This window comes from Candidatus Palauibacter sp. (assembly GCF_965261555.1).
Lineage (GTDB): Bacteria > Gemmatimonadota > Gemmatimonadetes > Palauibacterales > Palauibacteraceae > Palauibacter.
This window is the reverse complement of the sequence record NZ_OZ253465.1, coordinates 243,422-266,436: the sequence shown is the minus strand read 5'-3', so window position 1 is coordinate 266,436 and position 23,015 is coordinate 243,422. Positions and strand designations below refer to the sequence as shown.

The following is a 23,015-nucleotide window of genomic DNA, read 5'->3' as shown; positions in this document are numbered from 1 at the left end:
CGATGGCAAGGAAGATGGCACAGCAGCAGAGCGCTCCCCCGCGCAAGAACCGATGGTTTCCGATCGCCCTGGTCGTCGTTGTGGCCGCCGGCGGGTACTGGCTTTTCGTGGGAGGCGGACAGGGTGGCTCGGGTCCGCCCGCGACACACCCGGACCTTCTCGAGGTCCTCGCGGAGGCGGAGCCCGATGCGTCCGTCGGGGTGCCGATCGGGCCCGAGTCCGCGCCGATCACGATCGAGGAGTTCTACGACCCTTCCTGCCCCTACTGCGCGAGTTTCGCGGGTTTCGCCGGCAAGCTGCTGCGCCAGAGCTACGTCGAGACCGCGAATGCTCCCGTGCGCTGGATCTCGTACGACTACATGGTCGGTTTCCCCAACTCCGTCGCGGCCTCGCTGGCCGCGCGCTGTGGGGGTGAGCAGGGACTCTACTGGCCGGTGCACGACCTCATCCTCTCTCGCCAGACGCAGTGGTATCAGCTCGCCGACCCCGCCGACGCCATCGCGGAGATCGCGACGCAGGCCGGCGTCGATGCCGATGCTTGGAACGCGTGCATGCGCGAGCGCCGCCCCCTCGAGGATATCGCCAAGTCGCACCAGTACGGCGTATCGCGCGGGGTGAACTCCACCCCCACGCTCTTCGTCGACGGCGTGCGGGTGGACCTCCAGGGCGTGGAACCCTACACGCACATCGAGGGCCTCATCCAGGCCCGGATCGAGGCGCTCTCCTCCGGGGACGATCCTTCGGACAGCGGACAGGGAGCGCCATAACCCATGAGTGAGTTGAACCGGCGCCGGGGGATCGCGCTCCTGGCGCTGGCCGGTCTCTTTCTTTCCACCTACCTCTTCCTCTACGCGCTCGGCTACTACGGCGAGCTGGCGTGCGGCGCGGGCGGCTGCGATCTCGTGCAGGGGTCGCGCTGGGCCCGCTTCCTCGGATTCCCCGTGGCCGGCTGGGGCGTGGGCTGGTACGTGGCCGTGTTCGGCGTCTCGATGCTCGGGACCCTGGACGGCTCCGGCGCTGCCCGCTGGATCCCGCGCGTGCTGGCCGTGCTCGCCCTGGGCGGACTCGCCTTCACGATCTACCTCACGGCGCTCGAACTCTGGGTCATCCACGCCATCTGCCGCTGGTGCGTGGGAAGCGCCGTCATCACCCTCGGCATCTTCCTCCTCACCCTCCCCGACTTCCGCGCGCTTTCTCGGCGGGCTTAGGAGTTGCGTCTGAACGATCGTCCTGATCGAGGATGAACTGTTTGAATTTGGCCGCTGCGTTGGTCGAGTTCAGCACCGCCTCCACCACGCGATCCAGCACCGCTCGGCGCATCCGCTCCCTGCGGGTGATCTTTCCGAGGCCGAGTTGAAACTCGATGACCCGCGCCTCCACAATCCTGATTTCCGTGTACGCGATGACCGTCTCGTGGCGGATGAACGGGTGGTCGCCGCGGTCGAGCAGGACAGTGTCGTCCGACCAGGGTTTTCGAGAGGTACAACTTGCGATCAGGACGCGGGCAGGATCGCCTGACGGGCGCGTGAGTATGATCCAGAGGTGGGGTGTGAGTTCGTGCCCGCCGATGAGAAAACAGTCTCCGGCCTGCACGTCCGTGCCTTAGCCGAAGATCGCTTCGGCGGCCCCCATCGCGCGCAGATCGCCGACAATCTGTTCGCTTTCCTCCGGAGTCTTCTCGTGTGCGAGGATGTCCTCGTAGCGGATGGGAAGCACGCGAGCCTCGCCGGGGTCCCGCCATTCCGGTAGCTGATGTACGTGGTCCACTACCGCCCAGCGGTCCATCGCCCCGAACTCGCCATACACGGATCGCGCCAATTCCAGCTCGGCGTCGGATAGTTCGTCGACGGGGCAGTCGCCCTTCAGCGAGACCTCGTAACGTGAATCCTGATCGATATGGGTTTCCCAGTAACTCTCGTCGGAGGGGCTCGAACCGTAGTTGATGAGATCGAGGGTCTCGGACAGGACGGGTCCATGCTGCATCGAGACATAGCGGTCGTAGGTGACCGGCACGCCCCGCTCGACCAGGCTGCGCCGGTCGACCAGGTAGAGGAGCTTGATGAGCTTCATATAGCTCATCCGCCCCCCCGCCAGGCGCAGGAACTCACAAGCGAGTTGCGTCGTTCTGGCTTGTCTGAACCTAGGGTACATCTGTACGCGACTCTCCTTTCGTACGGCCTCCGCTCCAACAACGAGGATAAGTCCAACCAGCCATCGCGGCCAACGTGGACTGGGCCGGATCAGGAGCCGGGGGGGCGGAGTTCGTTCCACCGTTCGATGAACGCGACCGCGGCGTCGACGAAGATTTCGGTCGCGATTCGGCCGCGTTCCGTCGAGGCTTCGGCTGGATGGCGCGTCCCCCACACGCCCGTGGACGACATTTCCGCGGACGATGTCCCCTTCCCGGTCGACTCGTCCTTGAGTCCCTCGGCGAGGAACACGGCAAGCGCCGTCGGATCGCCCGCCAGCACGTCGGGGAGCATCGCCTCCAGGTGCGCCGGCAGCGTGACCTCCGCCGGGACCGCCGCCTCGATGTCCACCAGCGTCGGCATGAGGTAGAGCGAACTCGAGGTCTCGGGCGTCCCGCCGTGACGGTCGAGTTCGTCGGGCGGCGGCGTCGGGACGGAGGCCATCCGGTCTCGATCCCGGAACGGCCCCGACACAGCGCCCAGATCGACCGCGATCCCCGCCGTCTCCTGGTTGATGCGGTCCACGATGAACGTCGTGATGGCGCGGTTCCCGCCGTGCGCGTTCATGATCAGGAAGCGCTTGAACCCATGCGCGATGAGGCTCTTCACCGCCTCGACGTACACCTCCTGTACGAGCGGAGAGGGCAGCGTGATCGTCCCCTCGAACCCCATGTGATACGGGGACTGTCCCGGCAGGAGGATCGGAGCCACGAGGACGTCGGCCCGCTGCGCCACGAGCTTCGCCTGCTCGACCCCGTTCAGGTAATCCGTGCCGATCGGAAGGTGGTTGCCGTGCTGTTCCAGCGCGGCGACCGGGATCAGGACCATGTCGCTGCGCGTGAGAAAGTCCCGCACCTCCGGCACGGTCATGTGGGGCAGGTAGTTCTTCACCTTCTCCTGCGTCCACAGCGGATTGGTCTGCGGGTCCGTCTGAGCGGCCGCCGTCTGCGCGGTCGCCGCCGGAGCGAGGGCAAGGGACAGGAAGACGGGCAGAGATCGTCGCATGGGACCTGCTCCTGTCAGAGGGTCACGCGGCCCCCGGGGTCTCAGGCGGTGGCGCGCCAGAACCCTTCCAGCGCCTCTCCGTCCGGCGAGGCGCGCAGCTTGTCGAAGGCCCGGTTCCGGATCTGCCGGATGCGCTCGCGGGTCACGCCGAGAAGCGAACCGATCTCCTCCAGCGTCATCTCCTCGCCGTCGTCGAGGCCGTAGTAGAGGACAAGGATCTTCCGCTCGCGCTCCGTGAGGTAGCGCTCGAACATCCTCTCCAGGAACTCCCGGCGCGCCTGGTCCTCGACATCCTCCTCGATGTCCGCGTCGTCCATCCCCGAGAAGCGCTCCCCGAAGGACGCGCTGTCGCGGTCGGACTTGTCGAGAGGCGCGTCGAGGCTGAGTTCGGCCGAGGCCACGCGCCGCAGCGCGCGCACCGTCTCCACCGGCTCCTCCATCTCCTCGGCGATCTCACGGTCCGTCGGCGAGCGTCCCAGCTTCTGGGTGAGCGCCGTCTCCGTCCGGGAGAGCTTCACGAGATTGGAGTTCTGGTTCAGCGGGATGCGCACGGAGCGGGTCTGCTCGGCCAGCGCCTGCAGCACCGTCTGCCGAATCCACCACACCGCGTAGGAGATGAACTTCACGCCCTTGTCGGGATCGAACTTCTTGACGGCCTTGAGCAGACCCTCGTTCCCGATGCAGACGAGTTCGGCCAGGTTGAGCCCCCGGCCCTGGTACTTCTTCACATACGAGATCACGAACCGCAGGTTCGCCGTGACGAGGCGCTCCGCCGCGTGACGGTCGCCGGCCCGCGCCTTGCGCGCGATCTCCCGCTCGATCTGTGGGTTCTCGATCAGCGGATAGCGCTCGACATCCTGCAGATACTGGTCGAACGAGTCGAGCGCGTGCGTGTCGAAGAACATGCGTCGGCTGGTAGCCGTCTTCGCCATATGAAATCCGAATCCTGACTCGGGTCGGTTGTTGAAAACCATCGCCGCGGGGTGGGCCAACCGGAACTCCGCCCCGCCACGGTTCGATCCGATCGCTCTTGATACAAACTTGAAATAATAGAGTAAATCGGAGTGAACCGCACGTTTTTCCGACTTCTACTACCCCGGACCCCCCGCTCGGGCTCCCTCGCCGCCGCAGTCCGAAGCCGCGGCCGCCATGCGCTCGCGACGCCGCAGGCGGAGGAGATACCAGCAGAGGGAGGCCCAGGTGATCCCGTATCCGGCGCCGATGAACAGCCAGTGATCGTTCATACCCGGTTCACCCTTCCTCCGGTCCCGACAGTTCGAGTTCGAGTTCCGTTGCAGCCAGCCGGTATCGCCGCAGCCACAGGTAGGCGAACGCGAGCGTGTAGGCGACGAATCCGAGCATCATCACGAGCCCGTACGCGCTCCACATGGACTGCGGGGACGACGGGGGCTGGTGCAGGCTCCGCCACCAGAACACCGACATGTACACGATCGGAACCTGGACGAACGCGATGAGACCGATCACGGCCGCCCAGCGCGCTCGCCGGTCCGGATCCTCCGTCATCGAACGCACGACGAGGTATCCCGTGTAAATGGGTACGAGGAGCGCCGTGGTCGTGATTCGCGGGTCCCACGCCCACCAGATCCCCCAGGTGGGCCGGCCCCACAGCGTGCCGAGGATGAGGGTGAGGACGGCGGCGAACACCCCGAGTTCCGCGGCGGAGACCGCGAGAAGGTCCCACTTCAGCCGGCGCTGCACGAGATAGAGGATGCTCATGAGGAAGACGACGAAGAACGCGAGCATCATCACCCACGCGACCGGCACGTGGACGTAGAGAAGGCGCTGCACCTCGCCCTGCAGCGCGTCGGCGGGCAGCACGGCGAGCCCGAGCACGCTGCCCACCGCGATCAGGGCGATCGCAACCCATCCGAGCATGATCAATTTGTTCATGAGACCCGCATCACTCCTCGAGGACGACGGGGAAGATCCACAGACAGACCACGAACAGTATCACGTCGTAGGACGCGAGTAACCTCAGCCACCCGCCGGCCCGTCCGAGCGGGTCGCCGGCGAGGAACGCTTCGGTCGCGCCGACGCTCCCAAGGACGACCGGGACGAGGGCGGGGAAGAGGAGGAGCGGCAGCAGGAGTTCGCGCGCCCGGAGGTGGACGGTGAGGGCGGAGAAGAAGGTCCCGATGACGGAGAAGCCGAAGGTGCCGAGGACGGCCACGAGGAGGAGCGGGCCCGCCTGCGCCGTGAAGTCGACCTGGTAGAGGATCGCGGCGGCGGGGAAGAGGACGACCTCGAGCGCGGCGAGGACGACGAGGTTGCCGGCGAGCTTGCCCAGGTAGATCGCGCGCACGTCGCCGGGATAGAGCCGCAGCAGGCGGGTCCCGCCCGCGAGTTCCTCGTTCTGGAAGGTCCGGCCGAGGGAGAGGGTGCCGGTGAAGACGATCGCCACCCAGAGGAGGCCGCCCGCGAGCCGTCCGAGCAGGTCGTTGTCCACCCCGATGGCGAAGCTGAACATGAAGAGGACGAGCGCGGCGAAGGAGAGCATCGCGGTGAAGCCCTGCCGCGTGCGGGTCTCCGAGAGGATGTCCTTCCACAGGATGGCGGCGGCGCGCCGCGCGAGCGCGCTCACGGGGTCACGTCGGCGACGCGGCCGCCCGCCAGCCGCACGACGTCGTCGGCGTGCCGGGTCGCGTCCTCGACCCGGTGCGAGGCGATGACCACGGCGGCGCCGGCGTCGCGCCACCCGCGGACCGCGTCGTGGACGAGTCCCACGCCGTCCTCGTCCAGGCTCACGAAGGGTTCGTCGAGCAGCACCAGTTCGAGCGGGCGGAGCCGGAGCCGCGCGAGTTCGAGGCGCTTGCGCATCCCGGTCGACCACCCCCGCACGGGAAGATCCGCCGCCCCGCCAAGTTCGACCGCGGCCAGCGCGTCCCGCAGGTCGTCGTCCGTGGCCGCCGTCCCGGACATGCGGGCCGCGAAGCGCAGGTTCTCGACCCCGGTCAACTCCTCGTACGCGTGCCCGCCGGCCGTCATGAACGCGGCGCCCGTCCGGATCTCGTCCCCGCCCGCGGGGAGGGTGTGACCCAGGACCTCCAGCCGGCCCGCCGTCGGCTTGAGGAGTGTCGAGATGAGGCGGAGGAGCGTGGTCTTGCCCGTCCCGTTCGCGCCGAGCAGCGCGACGACCGCGCCGCGCGGCACCGCGAGGTCGACCCCGCGCAGCGCCCAGCGGCGCCCGAAGCGCCGGGTGACGCCCTCCGCCGCGACCGCGAGGCTCACCGGCCCGCCCCCCGCCCGCGCGCCGCGAGACCCCGCCCGTGCCGTCCGCGCGCCGCCGGCCCGTCCGTTGCTGGCCCGCTGCGGGGGGCGCTCATACGTTCCGCCGCATGGAACTCGACCGGATCGCCCGTCTCGCCGGAGGCGGGGGCGGCAAGGTGCTGCTCTACGTGCTCGACGGACTGGGCGGGCTGCCGCGCGAGCCCGGGGGGCCGACCGAACTCGAGGCCGCCCGCACGCCGCACCTCGACGAACTCGCCCGCGCCGGGACGTGCGGCCTCCACGACCCCGTTGCGCCGGGCATCACCCCGGGCAGCGGCCCCGGCCACCTGGCCCTGTTCGGCTACGATCCCCTCGTGTACGAGACCGGCCGCGGCGTGCTCGAAGCCCTCGGCATCGACTTCCCGCTCGGACCGGGCGACATCGCCGTGCGCGCCAACTTCTGCACCCTCGACGCCCGGGGCCGGGTGGCCGACCGCCGCGCGGGCCGCATCCCGTGCGAGGAAGCCGCCCCCCTGGCCGCCCGGCTCAACGGCATCGAACTCGACGGCGCCCGCTGTACCGTGCGCCACGTGAAGGAGCACCGCTTCGTCCTCGTCCTGCACCCCGACGTCCCGGCGGGCGACGCCGTGAACGACACCGATCCCGGCATGACCGGCCGGCCGCCCCACGCCCCCGAGGCGCGGAACGCGGAGGCCGAACCGACCGCGCGGCTTCTCGCGGCGTGGCTCGAAGCGGCCGCGGAGCGGCTCGCCGGCCAGCCGCAGGCGAACATGGCGCTCCTGCGCGGCGTCTCCAGCCAGCCCGACTGGCCCCGCTTCGGCGACGTGTTCGGCATGCGAGCCGCCGCCGCTGCCGCGTACCCGATGTACCGCGGCGTCGCGCGCCTCGTCGGCATGGACGCGCGCACGGTGCCCGCGGGCGCCCCCCCGCTCGTCGACGCCCTGAAGGCGCGGTTCGCCGAGCACGATTTCTTCTTCCTCCACTTCAAGCCTCCCGACAAGGCCGGAGAAGACGGCGACTTCGACCGCAAGGTAGCCGCCATCGAGGAAGCGGACGTCATCGTCCCGGAACTCGTCGCCGCGGGCCCCGACGTCATCCTCGTGACCGGCGACCACTCGACCCCCTCCGTCATGCGCAGCCACAGCTGGCACCCCGTGCCCTTCCTCCTCCACGGCAGCCCGGCCCGCAACGACGACGCCACCACGTTCGGCGAGACCGCCTGCCGCGCGGGCGCCCACGGCCGCATCCGCGCCTGCGACCTCATGCGCCTCGCCGCCGCCGGCGCCGGCCGCCTCAAGAAGTTCGGAGCCTAGCCCGAAAGCTCGAATCCGTACAGCCCGAGCGGGTTCCCGGCGATTCCGCCGCCCTTCCCCGCCGCTCCCGCCCGTCGGGTGCGTGGCGGGGTTTGGTCCTCCATCGGCGTATAGAAAGTAGAGAGGTGCAAGAAACAACGTCGGAGGAGGTTTCGCGTGATCAACATCCTCGCGGATTCGCCGCACGACGCGAAGCGAATCGCGGCAGCAGTCGGCGGAAGAGCGAAAATCGTGAAGGATGCCGACGAGTTCACGAATGGCGATGGCCACGTTGCGTGCCTGATTCTGGGTTGCCGCCATCCCATTCCGGCGGAGAGGATCGAACTCCTGCGGCACATCGAACGGAACGGGCTGTGGATTCCCCTCATACTCGTCACGGATTCCGAGCCCGGAGCTGCTCAACGGCTGAATGGCGTCAACACGTCCGCCATCGTCTGGTTCGCAGACCTTGAGACCGAACTCCCGCCCGAGATCGAAGCGGCCCGGGGATCGGTCCCGTTGCTGCGCCTGGCCGAGCAGGCCCGGAAAACGACGCTGGCTCCCGCACTTCGAACCACGCTGGAGTACAGCCTCCGCGCCGCCACCGATCGACCCGTGCGTGGGGTGAGGGAGTTGGCCACCGCCACGGGTTACTCACCGATCACGCTCTCCAAGGCGTTCAGCCGATGGCAGCACGGCAGGACGACGCTGAGCCAATTCCTGGAGGCTCTGGTGATCCTGAGAGCCATGCAACTTCGTTCCTCGGGTATGAACTGGAAGCGCGTCAGCCCGCGCCTCGGCTTCGCCCTCGAGACGCTTCACCGCAAGTCGAAACGATGGACCGGGTGCACCTTGGTGCAACTGGAGAGAGTGCCTCCCGACCGCCTGCTGACGGCTCTCGTGGAGCAGTACCTGCGGCCGCCACGGCCCGGTGACCCCCCGAACCCGTAGCGAACGTCGGTTCGCCGAAGGCACAAACCAGATTCGGTCAACGCGATATCGGTGAATCTTTGACGAAATCGGTGCAGCCCCTTGAGACGACCGTCGCCGATAGCCAAGCTACCGCACTGCGAAATCAGTCTCATGCCAGACTGGTTGTCGGTCGCGCCAAGATCGACACAATCTTCTTCAAAGGAATCAGGACAATGTCGAATCGCCCCAAGATTGGACTCGGAATCGCGTTGCTCGCTCTGGTCATGGCCATGCCGCTGTCTGCGTCGTCCGTCCCTGTGGCCGAGACGTCCGCACCCACCGTTTTGCTCGAGTCCTTCGACGCGATGGTCGCTGATTCGGAAATGGTGACCTTGGAAGAGTCGTGCTACCTTTTCGACTGCGACGAGGATGATCGAGAGTGGGCGAGGAAGAAGATCCGATCGAAGTGCGGCTGGGTCGGCGGCTACATGGAGATCAGTTGCAGCCCAGGTGGCATAAAGGTCCACAAGTTCGAGTGCTGGGACGAATTCTTGGGGTAACCCGCGGTGACGACTCTTTCCGGGATGGCAGCGATGGCAGCGGGAAAAGTGGTGTGCCTGGCAGCGGTAGCCGTAGTTGGCTTGGCGCACGGCGTAGCGGCCCAGGTCGTGTCGGTCCCCAGTCAAATGACAATGTCTGGATTGTGGATCGGCATGGGCTGGACCGTCCCCGATGCTGCGGAGCCTGATCGAGAGGCGCGACGTTGGCCTAGCGTGAGTCGCATTCGGCCATGTTCCCCCGCGCACTTCGCCGGACTTGAGCCGGGCGATGCGCTGCTCAGCGTGAACGGGCGCGACACACGCGACGGTGCTCCATTCCTACCAGGTTCCGTTGGCACTGAATACGTGATCAGAGTCGAACGACCGGGAACGGGGGCCTTGAACCTGACGCTACAGTTGGCGCGGCGACCGACCAAGGTCTTGGAGCCAGTGAGCGAAGCGCCGATTGGCAGCCCGGCGGATTGGAACTGCCCTCCACTCGATCTGGGTTGAGCTCCTGCCGGGTGTGGCGATTCGACCTTCTGCTGTTGTGGCTCGCCAGCGTCTCCGGGGCGGTGTCACTTTCGAGTTGCGGGCCGTCCACCGGTTTGCCCGACGAGGTGTGGGTGGATACGCTCCGCAGCGGTCGGGTCGTCGTCTCCAATCCAGACTCGCCTTCGTCGGGCTTGGCACGCGTTCCCACGCTGGTCGAGGAGTTGCGCATCGGATCGGTGGAGGGCGACTGCGACGCCTTCGGCGACGTGATCTCCCTTGCCGTGGACGATCCCGGGCGAATCTACGTCGCTGATTTGCACGCAAACGCCATTCGCCAATTCTCACCGCAAGGCGAGTGCCTTGGGTCGGTCGGTCGTGAGGGGAGCGGCCCGGGCGAGTTCGCCATGCTGGCCGGCATCGTCAGGACGCGACACACGCTCTGGGCCATGGATGCCGTCGCGCACCGGCTGACCCTGTTCGACTCGACCGGTGCGGTTCGGGCATCGCTTTCGCTGGGCCTCACCTTGAGTGCGCGGTTTCCGTGGCCGCTCTGGGTCGACAACGACGGGCGCGTGCATCGATGGGCCGTGCCCTACAAGGAGCCGGACGGGACGCGGTCGATGTCGCTCCCCATACTCCTGGTCCGACACGGGAACGGCGAGACACTTGCGGCATCCGATACGTTCCGAGTGCCGAGGCCGAGCCTGGACCGTCGGGTCGAGACCTATTCCCGCACCATCGACAACCTGACGGAGATTGTGTCCGTTCCCCACACGCCGTTTGTTGTGTTCGACGTCGATGGTGAGGGAGACGTCTGGGTGGCGAACCAGGCGGTCTTCGATTTGCACAAGGTCACGTACGGGGGTGACACGACGAAGACCGTACGCCTGCGCCGGCCCCCGGCCCCCCTTGAGGGTCCGGAGCGGCGACGCATTGCCGACGCGACGGGCGTGGCGCCGGACCGGCTGCCGGAGAGGAAGCTCTCGCTCGAGTCCATTCACGCAGGCGCCAACGGGTGGCTGTGGGTCGCTACGGAAACGGGGGCCGTGCGGGAGGAATGGGAGGTCTTCGACGAGCACGGCGTGTACATCGGCAGGGTCGTGTCCCCCGTTCCTCTCGACGCGAAACCCCCGCCTGTGTTCGGGGCGGAGACGATCACCGGCGTCGTGCGGGACGCGCTGGACCTCCAGTACATCGTGCGGCTCCGCATCACCCCTTAGGACAACCGCGTTCGGTTCGGCTCCGGGGCCTGCACGGCGAGCGAGCGCGACGGCACGCGGATTCCGGGTGGACGGAGGGTGCCCGGACGGTGAGATTTGTGCGCCATGGCATGCGGGCTGATCGAGACGGGGGTTGGATGATCGTTGCCATGGCGACGGGCCTTGCGCGGTCGCGCGGCCGCGGAGTCACGCGGAGCCTGAAGTTCATGGCGTTCGCGCTGAGCGTCGCGTGGCCGATGGCGGCGGCGGGTCAGGAACCGGGCCGGGTGTCGGGCGTCGTTCGCGGCGCGGACACGGGCGTGCCCGTCGAGGGCGCCGCGGTTCGGCTGGCGGGAGCGGACGTCGTGGTGGCGGAGACCGTCACCGGCCCAAGCGGTTCCTTCGCCTTTGAAGGCATCGCGCCGGGCGAATATATGCTCGGTGTGCGCCGCATCGGCTTCGCCGCGTACAGCGTGCCGCTGGAAGTGGGCCCTGACGGGCCGGCCCCGCTCGATGTGCGGCTCTCCCTGGACCCGGTCGAGGTGGAACCGCTGGAGGTGGACGTCGAGGGTCGGCCTCTCCGCCTGGTCGAGACGGGCTTCTACGACCGGCTGGAGGAGGGCTGGGGCACGTACTTCGAACCCGAGTGGATCAGAACCCGACGTGCGGGATTCATCCGGCTGACGGATTTCGTGTCGAACCTGCAGATGCGGGCTCCCCTGTCCCGCTGTCGCAGGGTGCCGGTCTACTACGACCGGCGCCTCGTCGGCGAAGCTGATGGCTGGGGGACCAGTCGGCCACGGTCGATTAACTCGGCGGGTACGCACCGGTCCGCCGTGGAGCCGCCCGAGCTGCTGCTGGACGAATTGTCCGTGACGGACTTGGGCGCCGCCGAGTTGTATCCTACCTCATCTCCCATTCCGCTGTTCGCTCTCAACGACACCACGATTAGCTGCGGCGCCATCATCCTCTGGTCCGACTGGACGGCGCAGTTGGGGGGAGTGATCCCGCAGATCGAGGTGAAGCACTGCGAGCCCGCCGGGCGCGCCGGCGAGGTCACGGTCGACGGGACGGTCGAGGACCGGCTCACGGAGGTACGGCTCCCGGCGGCCCGCATCCAGGCGTCGTTCGCGCCATCCGGCGAGGATGGGCCCCACGAACTCCGCGAAATCGAGGCGCGGTCCGACTCCACGGGCCGCTTCCGCCTCTGCGACCTTCCGTCCGGCACCGATGTCACGCTGTCGCCCTCCTATGGCCCCCATCCGGGCGAGGCTGCGACGCTCCGCGCCGAACCGGGCGCGGCGGCCCGCCTGGTTGTGCCCGTCACCGTGCCGGGAGCGGTCGTCGGGCGGGTCGTGAACGGGAACACGGGTCGGGGATTCTCCGCCGTACCCGTCGTGCTGGTCGACACCGACGTCCGATCCGTGACCGGCAGCGGCGGCCGCTTCGCGATGGAGAACCTGCCGCCCGGCTCGTACCAGGTGCGGGCCGAGTGCGGCGGCTTCGAGTCGTCGACGCAGAGGGTCGTGGTCTCGGAGGCGCAGCAGGCCCGCGTCCTCCTCGTCCTCGAGCCCGAAGACCCCGGCCGCGATCTGCGCCGCTGCGACAACTGATGCGCCGGCTCGGGCAGGGCTGTGCGCGCCAGAGCGCTGAGAGGGCCGTGTGCGGGGCCTTCGTGCTGCTGATCGCCGCTTGCGGCGAGGTGGCCGAATCCGATTCGGAGGCCGTCCGACTCGAGCCGGACGCCTCCGTCGTGTCCGCTCCGAGCGAGATGAGCGACGTCGTCCTGCTGGCAGGCGGCACGGCCTGCGTCATCGATTCGTACTGGTACCGCGTCGTCTGCACCGATCCGGATGGCGGGTCCTTCAGCTTCGGCAGCGAAGGCGAAGGGCCGGGCGAGTTCGCAGCGCCGTCCTCGATTCTTCGCGGAGCGGCCGGCACCATCGGCGTGACGGACCTGCAACTGCAACGGCTGTCGGTGTTCTCGGGATCGGGCGAGTTCCTGTCTTCGACGGCCGGTATCCCGAGCGGGTTTCTGGGGGACGGCGCCCGTGGCATGAACGGGACGCTCATCGGGAGGCACCCGAAGCTCGATGCGGACGGCGACCTGTCCTTCGTGAGCGCGGAGGTCGATGCGGCTTCGGGTCGTGTGGTGTGGGAGCGTGCGTTTCCTGAAGAAGCCGACGTCGTCGATTGTTCGACTCCCACGCCCGGGCCGCGCCGCCGCCAGCTTGGGGGAGGATACCATGCCGAGGGCGGCGGTCTTCTGTTCGTGCCGTGCTACGGTGAGTTTTTGGTATGGTACGCCGACCGGGATGCGGCGACACCGGACGCCATCGTGCGCTCCACGTATGTCGAGCGGTACCCGACCGACGAAGATGTGGCGGCGCAGTTGCAGTGGCTGAATTCGCTTCCGGCGGGCGGCTTTCGGCCCAGCTTCGACGAGGAGGAAATCCGGGCCACACCCAAGGTCTGGTACGGTTCGCGCCTCGTGGACGACCAGCGACGGTTCTGGGCGGTTTCGCACTGGAACGCATTTGACGAGGTGATCCCCGCCCTCAGCCATATCGACATGTATCGACTCACCGATGCCGGCCCCCAGTACGCGCTGACGGTCCAGGTGGCGGACAAGGTCGTGGGGATGGATGTGTTCGGGAACACGCTCGCGGTCCTCGTGGAACGCGACACCGGCGGCGTGGTCGCGGAGCGACGCGTGGACTGGTACGACGTCGCCACCGTCACCGCCGGGCGCTGACCTTCACGACATGACCCGGCACGCACGCATGAAATCGATTCCGTCCGCAGGATTCGTCGCTGTGGGAGGCCTGGTGGCATGTGGCGGGGACGTTGCATCCAGGGAATCCGGGGCCGAGGGCCGGGAAGTCGTCGATGTCTCGGCATCGCTGGAGGCGCTCCTGGGCTCCGGCATGCGAATCGGGGCGCACGTGGATCCGGATTCGGAGGCAGAGGCCTTCCTGCGGATCCTCGACGCGCAGCTGACGCCGGATGGCCGCTTCATCGTGGCGCTCGACGCAAGTCCCCCGTTCGTGCGCGTCTTCAACCCCGACGGATCGCTCGAAGCCGCTTTCGTTCCGCGCGGTGAGGGACCGGGCGAGGCCGAGAGTCCCGAGGCGCTGGCGGTCTCCAACGACCGCATCCTCGTGCTGGAACCCGGCCGCGCCTCGGCGCTCACATTCGACGGGGAACTCCTCGAGGACCGGACGATCGATTTCTGGCCGACATCGGCGGCGCGTGGCTGCGCGGACGACTTTCTCACGGGCGCCGCGATTCTCGATCAAACGCCGATTCTGTCCGCGTGGTTGATCGTCGCATCGGGAACGGAGTCCGGAACACACTTCATTCCGGCTCGCGGCGGATCTCGCGCCTTCTACACGAGCAGCGAGGTCGGGCTACTGGAGGCACAGCCCGGTCAAGCGGTGCTCCTCGAGGCCAGCTCTCCCGTCCCGCACATCATCATGGTGGACTATGACGCCGAAACTTGCCTGCTACGCCACCGATTCCTCGGGCCGGGCGGGGGCCCACTCGCGGTCGCGCAGCCACAGCGAGACGGCCACCAGTGCGAACGATGCGGCCCACACCCAGTAGGCGGTCCCCAGATGTCCGTACATGAACCGGTCGCCATCGACCGGGAGCGTGAGCGGGCTCAGGAGATTGAACACCCCGAATCCGAGTGCCGAAGCGCCCGCGGCTCCGGTCACGAGCAGCAGCGAACGGTCCATCGAGCGTCGGGCGCGCCCAAGGGCCGCGAGCGCCAGGACCATCGGCAAGTTCAGCAGCAGCGGGAGGATCCAGCCGTTCTCCAGCGCGAGCCCCAGAAACTCGTATCCCGGAGCCGACATTCCGAGGCCCGCGCCGGACGGCCCGAACCCCACGGCGCCGAACCCGGGGAGAAGGAAGGACAGGGCGTACAGCCCCCAGCCGGCCAACAGGAGGGGCCGCCACGAGGGCGCCCTCGACCTCCGGAACTCCCGAAAGAGCGCCGTCGGCTCACCGAGTTCTTCCCGCGCCGTGGTCCGCAGCGCGCGTGCGGGGTCGGTGCCGGGGGCCGACTGAAGTTCACGGGCGGCGTGGGCGCGCAGGTGATCCTCGAGTTCATTCAGTTGGCGCGGCGAGAACCATCCCCTGTCTTCCAGATCCTCTCGCCAGGCCCGGATCTCGTCATCCAGCCGGAACACTTCCGCCTCGCCAGGAGATTTCGAGGGCGGCGTGCACCGCCCGCCAGCTCTCCCTGTCGATCGACATCTGCCGCCGACCCTGTGCAGTCAACCGGTAGTACTTTCGGGGCCGTGATTCGTCGGTGAGCTGCCAATAGCCCTCGACGAGCCCATCACGCTCCAGCCGGTGCAGGAGGGGGTACAGCATCCCGGGAGACCACTTCAGGTCGCCCCCGGACATTCGCTTCACCTGGCTGATGATCTCATAGCCGTACTGGTCGCCGACGGCCAGGATGGAGAGCACCATCGGGCGCGAAGAAGCCGCCACCAACTCCTTGTAGATGAACTTCTTCATCCGCGCCCGCCATCTTGGAGATAGGACATATTCAGGTCGATGCCATGTAATGCACGATGCCACGAAACGCCGGCAACGTCGAGTCGCAGGGCCCCCACCCCTCAACCGGTGGCCGAGCGTCGCCGGGTCTGCTGGAGGCGCGCCAACAGGTATCCGATCAGCGCCAGTACGACGGTGGCCAGGGCCACCCTGGTGGCGACGTAACGAAGGAACCGCTCCCGTGTCGCTTCCCTGCGTACTTCCTCCTCCCGGATGATCTCGACCACACGTCTGTCGTCAGCCCAGAGTCCCGGGGTAGCGCCTCCGGCCGCTTCCGCCACAAGGTCGGCGCCGCGCCGAAGCAGTACTCCCACCACCTCCGGGTTCGGGCTTGGGACCGCGGCGAACCCTCGGCTCCTGGTGGCAGAGTGCAGCGGCGTTTCTCCGACCCTGGCTCGGACGTTTATGTCCGTCACCCTCGCAAGTTCTTCCACGACGTCAGGGTTGTCGTTCCACAGGGCCGCAAGGTGCAGGGGCGTACGCCCCTCGGGGTTCCGGGCGTAGACGTCAGCGCCGTACTCGAGCAACGCTCGTAGCACTTCCGCCTTCCCGCTCCGCCGAGCCGCAAAATGCAGCGGGGTTCGACCGTTGCGCGACACGGCCTCCAGGCTCGCCCCCGCCTCGAGCAGCGCGCTGACCACTTCGGGGTCGTGGCTGAACGCCGCCGCCCAATGCAGCGGGGTCGCGTTCCTGATGGGGGACCGGTCGTCGACCCCGTAGCCGTGGGAAATGCACCCCCTCACCGTCGCCGGATCCACCGCCCGCCAGAACTCCGGGGTCGTCCATCCATCACACGGGGTCTGGGCCGGAATGGGGGCAGGCGAGGTCACGACCGTCAGGCTGGTTGCATGAGGCGGGTCAGGGGGTGGGTGCGGGGGTTCGGCTGTCCCGTCCCCGGTCGCATGGATCCAGAGCGCGGCGGTTAGCGTCGCGGCCCCGAGGATGCGCGTTCGATCCCGGGGCGTCCGCGCATGCCGGCGAACCGGCAACAGCAACATCGGCGAACGTCCGGGGTCAGGCGGCGCTGGGCGCCTCGTCGGAGTGTTCGATTCCGGCCCCGCCCATCGCGGTGCCCGTGCCCACGGTGATGACGCCGAAGATGAGGTCGTTGAAGAGGGCCTGCGCGTTGGCGAGATACCCGTGGATGAAGGGCGACAGCATGCTGTAGGCGCCGAGGGCGATGAGTCCCCAGCCGCTGATCCGGTTGATGCCGAGGTTGAAGGTGATCGTGACGACGAGGATCGAGCCGCCGAGCACCACGCTGTGCCACCACAGGAAACCGAACGGATATCCCCAGATGAAGGGGGCGCCCAGGAACCAGAGTCCCAATGCGAGACCGACCCAGCGTGAGGCCATCGAACCTCTCTCGGAAGAAAACCGGATGAACCGTCGAACCGGCGCCTATGATGCGCCCCGGGAGGGGCGAAGGCAACGTCGCGCCGCCCGTCGCGGAGCGCTCGCGATGTCCGGCTAGAGCCGGGTCCGGCGGAGGCGGTTCGCGTTCGTGACGACGGAGATCGAACTCAGCGCCATCGCGGCCTCCGCGATGACGGGGTGGAGGAGGCCGAGGAAGGCGACCGGGATCGCGACGACGTTGTAGACGTAGGCCCAGAAGAGGTTCTCGCGGATCTTGCGGAATGTGGCGCGGGCGAGCTTCGTCGCGCGCAGCACGGAGCGCAGATCTCCCTGCACGAGGGTGATGTCCGCGGCCTCGATCGCGATGTCGGTGCCGGTCCCCACGGCGATGCCTACGTCGGCCGCCTTGAGCGCGGGGGCGTCGTTGATCCCGTCGCCGACGAAGGCCACGGTGCGGCCCTCGGCGCGGAGTTGCCGGACGGCGGCGACCTTGTCGGCGGGGAGCAGCCCGGCCCGGAAGTCGTCGATGCCGAGATGCTCGGCGACGGCGGCCGCCACGGCTTCATGATCGCCGGTGAGCATCACGGTCCGGAAGCCACGGCGGCTCAGCTCGAGAAGGGTTTCCCGCGCGTCCTCCTTCACCGGGTCGGCGATCGCGACCGCGCCGAGCAGCCGCCCGCCGGCGGCCACCCAGGCGACCGTGCGCGCGTCGTCGCCGAAACGCCGCTCCACCCGGGCGACGTCCTCCTCCGGGATGCCTTCCTCGCGCAGCAGCCGCGCGCTCCCCACGGCGACCCGCTCGCCATCGACCCCGCCGACAATGCCCATTCCGACCCGAGCCTCCGCGCCGCCCGCCCTGGGGAAGGGGATGCCGCGCCGGCGCGCCTCGTCCACGACGGCGCGGGCGAGCGGATGCTCCGAGGCGTCCTCCACCGCGGCCGCGAGCCCGAGCACGCGCGCCGCCGCCTCGTCCCCCGGCCCCTCGGCTGCTTCGTCCGCCACGAAGGTCTCGACCACGCGGGGGGCGCCGCGGGTCAGGGTGCCGGTCTTGTCGAAGACGAGCGTGTCCGCCCGGTCCAGCGTCTGGACGGCGGCCCCGTCCCGGATGAGGACGCCGCGGGTGGCTCCGACGCCGGTACCGACCATGAGCGCCGTGGGAGTGGCGAGCCCGAGCGCGCAGGGGCAGGCGATGACGAGCACCGCGACCGCGGCGTAGAGCGCGAGCGAGAGGCGGCCCAGCTCCGGGTTCACCCACGGGATGAACCCCGCCGCCCAGCGCGCGGCCTCCGTGAAGACTCCGGGCACCACGAACCAGCCCACGAAGGCCGCCAGCGCGACGACGAGGATGACGGGCACGAAGATGGCGGTCACCCGGTCCGCGAACTCCTGGATCGGGACCTTGCTCGCCTGCGCCTCCTCCACGAGGCGGATGACGTTGGACAGGAAGGTGTCCTCGCCCACGCCCGTTGCCCGCACCCGGAGCGCGCCGGAGTGATTGACCGTCGAACCGAGGACGGAGGACCCCCGCTCCTTCTCGACCGGGATCGACTCGCCCGTCGCGAGCGATTCATCGACCGCGCTCCTCCCCTCGAGAACGACGCCGTCCGTCGGGATCTTCTCGCCCGGGCGGATGATCATCACGTCGCCCACCGCGACGTCACGGGTCGGGACCTCGAGTTCGGCGCCCTCCCGCTCTACGCGCGCCGTCGGCGCTTCGAGCGAGAGCAGGGCCTGGATCGCCGACGAGGAACGGCCGCGCGCCTTCGCCTCCACGAACCGTCCCGTAAGGTGGATGGCGGCGATCATCGCGCCCACCGGAGCGAAGTTCATGATCATCGGGGCGAACCCGAGGACGTGAAGGACCGCCCACACCCCCGTGAGCACGGAGACGCCCGCCCCGAGCGCGATGAGGACGTCCATGTTCGGCATGCGGCCGCGCGCCGAGCGCCAGGCGCTGCGCAGGGTCGGCCCCCCCGGGCCCGCGAGGACGGCGGCCCCGAGCACGGTCACGCCCAGGTCGAAGACGAGAGGCGACGGCCAGCGCACCCCTGCGATCATCTCCGGCAGCATCCACACCATGGCCGGAGCGGTGAGCGCCCACGCGGTCCACATGGTTCTCCGCGCCTCGCGCGAGCGGGCTTCCGCCTCCGCAAGGCGCGAGCGTTCGGCCTCTCCCCGGTCCACGTCCGCGACGGGTTCGATCTCGTAGCCGGCCGCTCCGACGGCGGCGGCGAGTTCCTCGAAGGGTACGTCCCGCGTGAGCGTCAGCGTCGCGGACTCGGCGGGCAGACTCACCGAAGCCTCCACGCCGTCGACCGCGTTCAGACTCCTCTCCACGGAGCCGACGCAGCCGGCACAGTGCATGCCGGCGATCCGGTACGTCTTCCTGGCGGGGCTCGCCGCCGCGTTCGAGGCGTCCATGATCATCCTTCCCGTGTTACTTGCGGGCGAAGTTACTTGCCGGCGAAGCGCATGAAGAGATCCGCAATCTCCGCGCGCACCCGCGCGGCGTCGTCGCCGCCTTCCTCGATGGCGTGGGTGGCGCAGCGCTCGAGGTGGTTCAGCAGGAGTTCCTTCTCGGCCGCGCGGAGCGCGGAGTGAACGGCGGCGAACTGCTGCAGGATGTCCAGGCAGTACCGCTCATCCTCCACCATGCGGGCGATGCCCCCGACCTGTCCCCGGATACGGGCCAACCGACGGCCGAGGTCGTTTTTTGTCCCCTCCGCGATCCCCATCGCATGCGTCCCCGCGTCGCTCACCGCCATTCCCTCCGTGTTCGTGCCGCCGGTTTCGGTCCTGCATAAATACCATACAGGGGTATTGTATATCTCGCAAGCGGCGGGGCCCGGCGTGAGCCCCGGTGCGAGATCCTCGCGCTTGCGGTGGCGGCGTTTCGCCGGGGGCTGCTAAACTCAGGGCCATGTTCAGGAAACTCAGGCAGATGGTCGACGAGGCGCTCGACCGGATGGAAGCGAAGCAGCCCGGTGCGTCCGAGGACGACATCGACCGCGTCATCCGCGCCATGCGCCAGGAACTCGTCGACACGCGGGCTCGGATCTCCGAACTCGAGGGGCTGTTCGAGTCGCAGGTGCGTCAGGCGGACAGGGAAAAGGACGCGGCCCGGGTCGCGGAGCGGCGGGCGGCGAAGGCCGCGGAGATCGGGGATGCGGAGACGGTCGAGGTCGCGAACCGGTTCGCGGCGCGGCACCGCCAGCGGCTCGAGGTTCTCGTCCTCAAGGCCGAGGGGACGCAGGCTGAAATCCAGCAGCAGAAGGCCGAGGCCGCGCAGGGCGCGGAGCAGCTGAAGAGCGCCATGGCGCGCCGGGATTCGCTCAGCGTGCAGCAGCGGCGCGCGCAGGCGATCCGGCATTCCTCTGAACGGTTCGACTCGGCGGACGCGTTCGACCGCATGGCCGAGAAGATGGAGGGAAGCCAGGATCTCGACGACGCGCGCCGCCAGGTGGACGAAGCGCTCGACCCCATGGCCGGCGCGCCGCAACGGGACTTCGTAGCCGAGCGGGAACTGCGCGAGGCGAGGGCGGACGCGATGCTCGAGGAGTTGAAGCGCCGGATGTCGAAGGGGGAGTAGCCCCACGGAAAGAGCGGAGGACCGATGGACCTGCTGACGATTGCCGTCTTCGGATATCCCCTCGTCCTCATCGCGATCGGGGTGTGGCGCTCCAGGCAGATCAAGAGCCACGCGGACTTCATGGTCGCCGGCCGCAACGTGCCGGTGGCGCTCCTCGTGGGGACCCTCATCTGCACCTGGATCGGATCCGGATCGCTCTTCGGCGGGGCCGGACTCGCCTACCGGACGGGGATCGCGGAGCTATGGTTCTCCTTCGGCGCCTGGGTCGGCCTCCTCGTCGCCTTCTACCTTGCGCCCCGCGTGCGCTCGATCGCGAAGTACACCGTCCCGGATCTCCTCGAGCAGCGCTACAACGCGGCGGCGCGCGTCCTCGGCACGGTCGCGATCATCCTCGCCTACGTGACGATCGCCGCCTACCAGTTCCGGGGCGGCGGCTGGATTCTAAGCATCGTCACGGATGGCGCCATCTCCCCCACGGCCGGGATGATCATCACGTGCGTCACGATCGTGGCCTTCACGGCACTCGCCGGCATGGTGTCGATCGTCTCCGTCGATCTCCTGAACGGGATCATCATCACGCTCGGCATCATCATCGGTCTCCCCTACCTCGTGCTGTCGAACGGCGGCGTGGGGGCGATCGCGGCCGCGCTTCCGGAGCAACACCTCACGGTACTCGGGGGACACAACGTGCTCTGGGTCATCGGCGTCGCGATGCCCACCTTCCTGCTCATCCTGGGCGAGAGCGGCATGTATCAGAAGTTCTTCTCCGCAAAGGACGCGGGGTCCGCCAAGAAGGCCGTCGTCGGCATGTTCCTCGGGGTCGTCTTCATCGAGACGACGCTGGCGCTGATCGCGATTGTGGGTCGGGCGGTGTTCCCGGAACTCGCGGACCCGGAACAGGTGTCGCTCGTCGGCCGGGCCGCGTCGGAGACGATCATCCTTCACATCGCCGCCAACGGGCTGCCGATCATCGGGGGCGCGATTCTCCTCGCGGCGGCGGTCGCCATCGTGCTCTCGACGGGCAACACCTTCCTGCTCGTGCCCTCGACCAACGTGAGCCGGGACCTCTACGAACGCTTCGTGGATCCGGACGCGAGCGAGGGGCGGAAGCTGGCGCTGCAGCGCCTCTGCGTCGTCCTCTTCGGCGCGCTCGGGCTCGTCCTGCTGACGCAGTTCGACACCGTGCTCGCGATGGCGCTCTACGCGTACTCACTCGTCGGCGCGAGCCTCACGCCGGCGCTCCTGGCGGCCTTCCTCTGGCGCCGCGTGACGCCGCAGGGAGGGGTGGCGTGTATCGCCGGCGGACTCGGGAGCATCGTGGGAATCGCGCTCCTGTCCCGGTTCGGCGTGAACTTCACCGCTACGATCGGGGGGACCGCCTTCGATTTCGCTTCGAGCGACTACATCGTGATCCCCGGCGTCCTCATCTCGCTCGGGCTCCTGATCGTCGTGAGTCTCCTCACGCCGCCTTCGCCAGAGGAGAAGTGGCGGCCCTTCTTCCAGGAGAATCCCGAGAAGCTCTGAGCCTGGCAGCCCGTGGGAAAACCCCGGCCACCGGGTCGGCCCGACAGTCCGCGTCAGCTCACGAGCGGTTGGAGTAGTGCGAACCCGGGAGGCGGACCCAGGACGACGAGGAGATCGCCGGGCCGCACCCTCTCCTCCGGTCCCGGGTTGTAGACGGGGCCTTCGCCGCCGACGTCGCCGCCACGGTGGATCGCGACGACGAGCAGCCCCGTCCTGGCCCGAATCTGCGCCTCGTCCAGGGTGAGCCCGGCGACCTCGGAGGATTCCGACACGGACACCTGCTCCAGGATCAGCCCCATGGCGTCGCCTGACGTCCCGAAGTCGGTGAAGAGCGTGACGTCGGGGCGCAGGACGAGCGAGGCCAGCTGAATGCCGCTGGTCGCAGCGGGCGTGACGACGCGGTCGGCGCCGGCCTTCCTGAGCTTGCTCACGGATTCCTCGGCGCGCGCGCGCCCCACGATCGTGAGGTCCGGATTCAGTTCCCGCGCAGCGAGGCAGACGAAGGCGTTGTCCGTATCCGCGCTCAGCGCGGCGATGAGCCCGCGAGCCCGGTCGATCCCCGCCGCCATGAGCGATTCGTCGTCCGTCGCGTCCCCCACGATGGCCAGCGCGTCGGGGTCCAGTTGCCGCGCGCCCTCGAGGTGCGCGGCGTCGCTCTCGATGGCGACGTAGGGCGTGCCGCGGGCGACGAACCTCTTGATTGCGGCAAGGCCGGTGCGGCCCACGCCGCACAGGATCACGTGGTCGTCGACGTCGTTGATCCTCTTCATCATCCTGCGTCTCTTGAGGGTCTGGGTCAGGTCCAGCTCGACGAGGGTGGCGGTGATGAGGGCGAACCAGATCGCGAGCGTGACGATGCCGCCCGCGATCATGAAGCTCGCGAACACGCGGCCGCCGTCCGTCAGCGTCTGGATTTCCCCGTATCCGACCGCCGAGACCGTGATCACGGTCATGAAGAATGCGTCCGAGAGGCTGTATTCGGGCATGAGGGCGAAGCCGGTCGTCCCGATGATCGTGAGACTCACCGTGAAGAGGACGGCCCCGAGGAGGCGGCCTTCGAACCGGCTGAAGTCGAACAGGCGCCGCACTGGACCCAA

Annotated in this window: 25 protein-coding genes; 10 read left to right on the top strand and 15 right to left on the bottom strand. The window is 68.4% G+C overall.

From position 1 onward, the window contains the following. The first annotated feature begins 2 nt into the window (after positions 1-2). A complete protein-coding gene (locus ACQY5G_RS01140; RefSeq protein WP_428276210.1) occupies positions 3-767 on the top strand; it encodes a DsbA family protein in 765 nt (254 codons plus the stop codon). Between the two features lie 3 nt (positions 768-770). Beyond that, positions 771-1,208: a vitamin K epoxide reductase family protein gene (locus tag ACQY5G_RS01135; protein WP_428276208.1), complete on the top strand. Its 438-nt coding sequence runs from the start codon at positions 771-773 to the stop codon at positions 1,206-1,208. On the opposite strand, the gene ACQY5G_RS01130 is transcribed toward ACQY5G_RS01135, so the two are convergent. The 8 genes from ACQY5G_RS01130 to ACQY5G_RS01095 form a co-directional block, all read right to left on the bottom strand. Further along, the gene (locus tag ACQY5G_RS01130) at positions 1,168-1,593 is read right to left on the bottom strand and encodes a hypothetical protein (RefSeq protein ID WP_428276207.1); all 426 of its coding nucleotides are present in this window, start codon (positions 1,591-1,593) and stop codon (positions 1,168-1,170) included. The two genes, ACQY5G_RS01135 and ACQY5G_RS01130, sit on opposite strands and share 41 nt — an antisense overlap. 9 nt (positions 1,594-1,602) lie before the next feature. Beyond that, positions 1,603-2,079 (bottom strand): Panacea domain-containing protein, encoded by a 477-nt coding sequence (locus ACQY5G_RS01125; RefSeq protein ID WP_428276205.1) that lies wholly within the window; start codon positions 2,077-2,079, stop codon positions 1,603-1,605. A gap of 161 nt (positions 2,080-2,240) precedes the next feature. After that, positions 2,241-3,194 (bottom strand): creatininase family protein, encoded by a 954-nt coding sequence (locus ACQY5G_RS01120; protein ID WP_428276203.1) that lies wholly within the window; start codon positions 3,192-3,194, stop codon positions 2,241-2,243. Positions 3,195-3,235: 41 nt separating this feature from the next. Further along, the gene (locus tag ACQY5G_RS01115) at positions 3,236-4,126 is read right to left on the bottom strand and encodes a sigma-70 family RNA polymerase sigma factor (protein WP_310782568.1); all 891 of its coding nucleotides are present in this window, start codon (positions 4,124-4,126) and stop codon (positions 3,236-3,238) included. Between the two features lie 159 nt (positions 4,127-4,285). Next, positions 4,286-4,438, bottom strand: coding sequence for a heme exporter protein CcmD (locus tag ACQY5G_RS01110; protein ID WP_428276201.1), 153 nt, complete (start codon positions 4,436-4,438; stop codon positions 4,286-4,288). A gap of 7 nt (positions 4,439-4,445) precedes the next feature. Continuing rightward, positions 4,446-5,105, bottom strand: coding sequence for a cytochrome c biogenesis protein CcsA (ccsA, locus tag ACQY5G_RS01105; protein ID WP_428276199.1), 660 nt, complete (start codon positions 5,103-5,105; stop codon positions 4,446-4,448). A gap of 10 nt (positions 5,106-5,115) precedes the next feature. Then, positions 5,116-5,796 (bottom strand): heme exporter protein CcmB, encoded by a 681-nt coding sequence (locus ACQY5G_RS01100; RefSeq protein ID WP_428276197.1) that lies wholly within the window; start codon positions 5,794-5,796, stop codon positions 5,116-5,118. Next, entirely contained in the window at positions 5,793-6,443 is a 651-nt protein-coding gene (locus ACQY5G_RS01095; protein WP_428276195.1) for an ATP-binding cassette domain-containing protein, read from the bottom strand. Before ACQY5G_RS01095 ends, ACQY5G_RS01100 begins: the two co-directional genes overlap by 4 nt. 107 nt (positions 6,444-6,550) lie before the next feature. Between ACQY5G_RS01095 and ACQY5G_RS01090 the strand changes: the two genes are divergently transcribed. From ACQY5G_RS01090 to ACQY5G_RS01065, 6 genes are all read left to right on the top strand, one after another. Beyond that, on the top strand, positions 6,551-7,756 hold the full coding sequence (locus ACQY5G_RS01090) for a 2,3-bisphosphoglycerate-independent phosphoglycerate mutase (protein ID WP_428276193.1): 1,206 nt from the start codon (positions 6,551-6,553) through the stop codon (positions 7,754-7,756). Between the two features lie 156 nt (positions 7,757-7,912). Further along, the gene (locus tag ACQY5G_RS01085) at positions 7,913-8,686 is read left to right on the top strand and encodes a helix-turn-helix domain-containing protein (RefSeq protein WP_428276191.1); all 774 of its coding nucleotides are present in this window, start codon (positions 7,913-7,915) and stop codon (positions 8,684-8,686) included. Positions 8,687-8,745: 59 nt separating this feature from the next. Then, entirely contained in the window at positions 8,746-9,207 is a 462-nt protein-coding gene (locus ACQY5G_RS01080; protein WP_428276190.1) for a hypothetical protein, read from the top strand. Positions 9,208-9,710: 503 nt separating this feature from the next. After that, on the top strand, positions 9,711-10,901 hold the full coding sequence (locus ACQY5G_RS01075; protein WP_428276188.1) for a hypothetical protein: 1,191 nt from the start codon (positions 9,711-9,713) through the stop codon (positions 10,899-10,901). A 149-nt stretch (positions 10,902-11,050) separates the two neighbouring features. After that, positions 11,051-12,493, top strand: a complete 1,443-nt coding sequence (locus tag ACQY5G_RS01070) for a carboxypeptidase regulatory-like domain-containing protein (RefSeq protein ID WP_428276186.1) — start codon at positions 11,051-11,053, stop codon at positions 12,491-12,493. Beyond that, on the top strand, positions 12,493-13,635 hold the full coding sequence (locus tag ACQY5G_RS01065; protein ID WP_428276184.1) for a hypothetical protein: 1,143 nt from the start codon (positions 12,493-12,495) through the stop codon (positions 13,633-13,635). The genes ACQY5G_RS01070 and ACQY5G_RS01065 overlap by 1 nt, the downstream gene beginning before the upstream one ends. A gap of 751 nt (positions 13,636-14,386) precedes the next feature. On the opposite strand, the gene ACQY5G_RS01060 is transcribed toward ACQY5G_RS01065, so the two are convergent. The 6 genes from ACQY5G_RS01060 to ACQY5G_RS01035 form a co-directional block, all read right to left on the bottom strand. Next, positions 14,387-15,076 carry a hypothetical protein gene (locus tag ACQY5G_RS01060; RefSeq protein ID WP_428276183.1) on the bottom strand — a complete coding sequence of 230 codons (690 nt, stop codon included), beginning with the start codon at positions 15,074-15,076 and terminating at the stop codon, positions 14,387-14,389. After that, entirely contained in the window at positions 15,060-15,410 is a 351-nt protein-coding gene (locus ACQY5G_RS01055; RefSeq protein WP_428276181.1) for a PadR family transcriptional regulator, read from the bottom strand. The genes ACQY5G_RS01060 and ACQY5G_RS01055 overlap by 17 nt, the downstream gene beginning before the upstream one ends. Positions 15,411-15,511: 101 nt before the next feature. Further along, positions 15,512-16,207, bottom strand: a complete 696-nt coding sequence (locus tag ACQY5G_RS01050) for an ankyrin repeat domain-containing protein (RefSeq protein WP_428276179.1) — start codon at positions 16,205-16,207, stop codon at positions 15,512-15,514. A 256-nt stretch (positions 16,208-16,463) separates the two neighbouring features. Further along, positions 16,464-16,805 (bottom strand): SPW repeat domain-containing protein, encoded by a 342-nt coding sequence (locus ACQY5G_RS01045; protein WP_419861956.1) that lies wholly within the window; start codon positions 16,803-16,805, stop codon positions 16,464-16,466. Between the two features lie 114 nt (positions 16,806-16,919). Next, positions 16,920-19,226, bottom strand: a complete 2,307-nt coding sequence (locus ACQY5G_RS01040) for a heavy metal translocating P-type ATPase (protein ID WP_428276177.1) — start codon at positions 19,224-19,226, stop codon at positions 16,920-16,922. A gap of 32 nt (positions 19,227-19,258) precedes the next feature. Beyond that, entirely contained in the window at positions 19,259-19,564 is a 306-nt protein-coding gene (locus ACQY5G_RS01035; RefSeq protein WP_428276175.1) for a metal-sensitive transcriptional regulator, read from the bottom strand. Between the two features lie 161 nt (positions 19,565-19,725). On the opposite strand from ACQY5G_RS01035, the gene ACQY5G_RS01030 reads away from it, so the two are divergent. Further along, positions 19,726-20,394: a hypothetical protein gene (locus tag ACQY5G_RS01030; protein ID WP_428276173.1), complete on the top strand. Its 669-nt coding sequence runs from the start codon at positions 19,726-19,728 to the stop codon at positions 20,392-20,394. A 24-nt stretch (positions 20,395-20,418) separates the two neighbouring features. Beyond that, entirely contained in the window at positions 20,419-21,918 is a 1,500-nt protein-coding gene (locus tag ACQY5G_RS01025) for a sodium:solute symporter family protein (RefSeq protein WP_428276171.1), read from the top strand. 53 nt (positions 21,919-21,971) lie between these two features. Here ACQY5G_RS01025 and ACQY5G_RS01020 read toward each other — a convergent pair whose 3' ends face one another. Then, the gene (locus ACQY5G_RS01020; protein ID WP_428278625.1) at positions 21,972-23,006 is read right to left on the bottom strand and encodes a potassium channel family protein; all 1,035 of its coding nucleotides are present in this window, start codon (positions 23,004-23,006) and stop codon (positions 21,972-21,974) included. Positions 23,007-23,015: the final 9 nt, after the last annotated feature.

Bases quoted from the DNA above. Each gene is read 5' to 3' on its own strand.
- ACQY5G_RS01135 (WP_428276208.1), top strand. From the start codon at position 771: ATGAGTGAGTTGAACCGGCGCCGGGGGATCGCGCTCCTGGCGCTGGCC.
- ACQY5G_RS01090 (WP_428276193.1), top strand. From the start codon at position 6,551: ATGGAACTCGACCGGATCGCCCGTCTCGCCGGAGGCGGGGGCGGCAAG.
- ACQY5G_RS01065 (WP_428276184.1), top strand. From the start codon at position 12,493: ATGCGCCGGCTCGGGCAGGGCTGTGCGCGCCAGAGCGCTGAGAGGGCC.
- ACQY5G_RS01025 (WP_428276171.1), top strand. From the start codon at position 20,419: ATGGACCTGCTGACGATTGCCGTCTTCGGATATCCCCTCGTCCTCATC.
- ACQY5G_RS01115 (WP_310782568.1), bottom strand. From the start codon at position 4,126: ATGGCGAAGACGGCTACCAGCCGACGCATGTTCTTCGACACGCACGCG.
- ACQY5G_RS01070 (WP_428276186.1), top strand. From the start codon at position 11,051: ATGGCGACGGGCCTTGCGCGGTCGCGCGGCCGCGGAGTCACGCGGAGC.
- ACQY5G_RS01140 (WP_428276210.1), top strand. From the start codon at position 3: ATGGCAAGGAAGATGGCACAGCAGCAGAGCGCTCCCCCGCGCAAGAAC.
- ACQY5G_RS01055 (WP_428276181.1), bottom strand. From the start codon at position 15,410: ATGAAGAAGTTCATCTACAAGGAGTTGGTGGCGGCTTCTTCGCGCCCG.
- ACQY5G_RS01120 (WP_428276203.1), bottom strand. From the start codon at position 3,194: ATGCGACGATCTCTGCCCGTCTTCCTGTCCCTTGCCCTCGCTCCGGCG.
- ACQY5G_RS01045 (WP_419861956.1), bottom strand. From the start codon at position 16,805: ATGGCCTCACGCTGGGTCGGTCTCGCATTGGGACTCTGGTTCCTGGGC.
- ccsA (WP_428276199.1), bottom strand. From the start codon at position 5,105: ATGAACAAATTGATCATGCTCGGATGGGTTGCGATCGCCCTGATCGCG.
- ACQY5G_RS01110 (WP_428276201.1), bottom strand. From the start codon at position 4,438: ATGAACGATCACTGGCTGTTCATCGGCGCCGGATACGGGATCACCTGG.
- ACQY5G_RS01030 (WP_428276173.1), top strand. From the start codon at position 19,726: ATGTTCAGGAAACTCAGGCAGATGGTCGACGAGGCGCTCGACCGGATG.
- ACQY5G_RS01040 (WP_428276177.1), bottom strand. From the start codon at position 19,226: ATGGACGCCTCGAACGCGGCGGCGAGCCCCGCCAGGAAGACGTACCGG.
- ACQY5G_RS01125 (WP_428276205.1), bottom strand. From the start codon at position 2,079: ATGAGCTATATGAAGCTCATCAAGCTCCTCTACCTGGTCGACCGGCGC.